Consider the following 2,812-nt stretch of genomic DNA (forward strand, 5'->3'; position numbering starts at 1 on the left):
CATCCAGGATGCGGCGATCGAAGCGCTCCGCATTCCGGATAGGGAGCTTCGCGCTCTCGCGCTCGGGTACCAGCGTCGCCGTGACCTCGTGCTGAAGTACCTGGATGGCGTCAACGGTCTCAGTGTTGCCCGCCCGGAGGGAGCCTTTTACGCCTTCCCCCGAATCCGCTCGGGGCTCAACTCTGAGCAACTGACAGCCCGCTTCGCGGAGGGCGGTGTGCTCGTGCGGGCCGGCTCAGAGTTCGGCGTCTCGGGCGAGGGACACGTGCGCCTGTCATTCGCGACCGACGATGAGTCGCTGGAGGAAGGGCTCCGCCGGTTTGTGTGCGTTGTCCAAGGGCTGGACGGCGACTGACCGGCGAAAAGCTTGAGTGCACCACGTCCCGTTCGGATCCAACGGACAAAACCTAGATCGTTATCGCCATGGAAGGTGACCACGCATGACAGAGAACCTGATCCAGAACTATGCAGCAGAGGGGGGCGCCGAAAACGTCCACGTCAACGGAGGCTGGGACCGACCAGACGCCAAGGTGATCGAGGCGTTTGCGTCCCACTCGACAGCCAATATCGGCGATGCCATTGGACGGCTCGGCATGCCCGACGGCGGGATCAAGCCCATTTGGTCGGGCGCGAAAGCAGCAGGAACCGCCTTACCGGTCCTCGTGACCGCCGGCGACGACCTCGCCGTGATCGAAGCCGTGACTCAGATTCGCCCGGGCGATGTGATCGTCATCAACGGCTTCGGATACACCGGGCGAGCCGTCATGGGGGATGTCCTCTCGCAGATGTTCGCCGCGAAGGGAGCCACGGGGGCGATCGTGGACGGCGCCGTTCGAGATGCCGCCGACATCGAATCCCAGGGATTCCCTGTCTGGGCGCGCGCCGTCACACCTGCTGGGCCGTGGAAGAACGGTCCCGGAACCGTGGGCAAGGCCGTCGCCATCGGCGGTGTGGTGATCCATCCTGGGGACATCGTCGTCGGAGACGGGGATGGCATAGTCTGCGTACCGCGCGATGATGCCGAACGTGTCTTATCTGAGCTGGAGCGAGTCGTCGAATTCGAGCAGCAGATGCACGCGGCAAACCGGGGACAGGTCGCCTTGTGATCTGCGCGGTCTGCGGCATGCGGCTCAGTGACCGTTGCAGCTAACACCAACCGGTCATGATCGCCAGCAAATGCTCGCCAGCTCCAGCCGACTCGAAACGTGGTTTCGCCTTCGCTGCGGCGCCAGACGCGCGCGGTCGTGCGTCCGATGTCCATTGAACTGACGATTCGAACTACAAAGGGGAGCCGGCGCTGGCCGGTCCCCTTCGCGTTCAGGAGGCGTTGATCGAGCGGCTATAGGCGCGCGACAGCGTGTTCTCTGCCCACCCGGTTATCGCGCCGGCAACAGCATCGCCGAGGTGCTCAGCGATGCGGGCAGCTCCCAGGTGCTCCGTTTGGTGCAAATCGATGATTTCACGGGGGTCCGTCAGCACATTGGCCAGGAAGAGCGCCTGACGGAGCATCGACTCCGGCTGCTCGATTTGCTGAAGCAACGCTGCGACCGGGCGCTCCCAGATCTCGCGCGAACGCTGTATCACGGCCTCGCCTGCGTCCCATCGCTCAAGATATCCGGTTCGAGAGCGCAACTGCACCATGACCTTGCCGTGCTTGAGGACGAGGTCTATCCATCGGGCGAGTACAGCGTCGAAGAGCTCTACGCCGGAGAGGGGGCAATCATGCGAGAACGAACGCAGCTCGTCAAAGATCCGGATCACATACGCCGCTACGAGCTCATCGACGGAGGAGAAATAGCGATAAGCCGTAGCAGTACTGATTCCGGCTCGTGCAGCTGCGGACTGAATGTTGACGCCGCCGGGATTCTGCTCGATCTCCTCGCCCACAGCTTCCATCAGTCGGGCGATGTTGCGACGAGTATCGCTCCTCACTTGCCCCTCCTCTCCGATCCGGCCCGCGATACGCGAAACCAAGAAAGTATTATCAGTTCAGTTTGCCATCGCCTCAGGCGCACACGCAAGCCGACGGAGTGTTTCCCACCGATTACGAATCAGTTTCGGTCACCGGATTTAAGTTGACATGAAAGCGATCCAAGTCGCACACTTGTCTCAAGTGAGACACGATTCTCGTTTTTCGAGTCTTTCCCGCCGGCCCCACCCGAGGCTCGGTTCTGTGCTTGTTGCGAAGGGTTTGATCAATGGAGATAGATACAGAATGGGCAACCCTAGTGCACCGCCTCGCAGCGAGACCAACAGTGTCCTGACACATAATGCGGTCGCCGCCACGGCGGTCGGCCCGAACAAGGGAGTATCAATGGCTTCAAAACGGCTAATGGTCGGTGCGGCAGTGGTCGCACTGGCCGTGACAGCTCTGACCGCCTGCACCAGCTCAGGTTCGGGGGCGGCTTCGTCCCCGACCTCGAGTTCAAGCAAGCCAGTAACGGTTGACTTCTGGGGGTCCGCGATCGGATATGACAAGTCCGTCGCGCTCTTCAACGCATCGCACAAAGACATCCACATCAACTACACGCAGATCTCGGCTGGAAGCGCAGGCGGTTACGCCAAAATGCTCAACGCCGTCAAGGCCGGCAATGCGCCGTGCCTTGGCCAAGTCGGCTACGACACGCTCTCAAGCTTTGCAGCCGCGAACGCGCTCGAAGACGTCTCCAAGTTCGCGAATTCCAGCAAGAAACTCTTCGCCCCCGCCGCCTGGCAGCTGAGCAGCATCGGCAAGCAGGTCCTCGGAATTCCGCAGGACCTAGGGCCGATGGCGCTCTACTACCGCACCGACCTCTTCACGCAGTACGGAATC

General features: G+C 61.7%; 4 protein-coding genes. 3 read left to right on the forward strand and 1 reads right to left on the reverse strand.

Annotated elements, in window-relative coordinates:
- Positions 1–355 (forward strand): aminotransferase class I/II-fold pyridoxal phosphate-dependent enzyme (locus ACPYOG_RS19010; protein ID WP_481295701.1); only part of this gene is annotated, 355 nt, incomplete at its 5' end.
- An 85-nt stretch (positions 356–440) separates the two neighbouring features.
- Positions 441–1,106 (forward strand): RraA family protein, encoded by a 666-nt coding sequence (locus ACPYOG_RS19015; protein WP_481295702.1) that lies wholly within the window; start codon positions 441–443, stop codon positions 1,104–1,106.
- 211 nt (positions 1,107–1,317) lie between these two features.
- On the opposite strand, the gene ACPYOG_RS19020 is transcribed toward ACPYOG_RS19015, so the two are convergent.
- Positions 1,318–1,974 (reverse strand): TetR/AcrR family transcriptional regulator, encoded by a 657-nt coding sequence (locus tag ACPYOG_RS19020; RefSeq protein WP_481295703.1) that lies wholly within the window; start codon positions 1,972–1,974, stop codon positions 1,318–1,320.
- 340 nt (positions 1,975–2,314) lie between these two features.
- On the opposite strand from ACPYOG_RS19020, the gene ACPYOG_RS19025 reads away from it, so the two are divergent.
- On the forward strand, positions 2,315–2,812 hold a 498-nt coding region (locus ACPYOG_RS19025), incomplete at its 3' end, for an ABC transporter substrate-binding protein (RefSeq protein WP_481295704.1).

This window comes from Leifsonia sp. HAY1-4F, from assembly GCF_056755275.1.

Bases quoted from the DNA above. Each gene is read 5' to 3' on its own strand.
- ACPYOG_RS19015 (WP_481295702.1), top strand. From the start codon at position 441: ATGACAGAGAACCTGATCCAGAACTATGCAGCAGAGGGGGGCGCCGAA.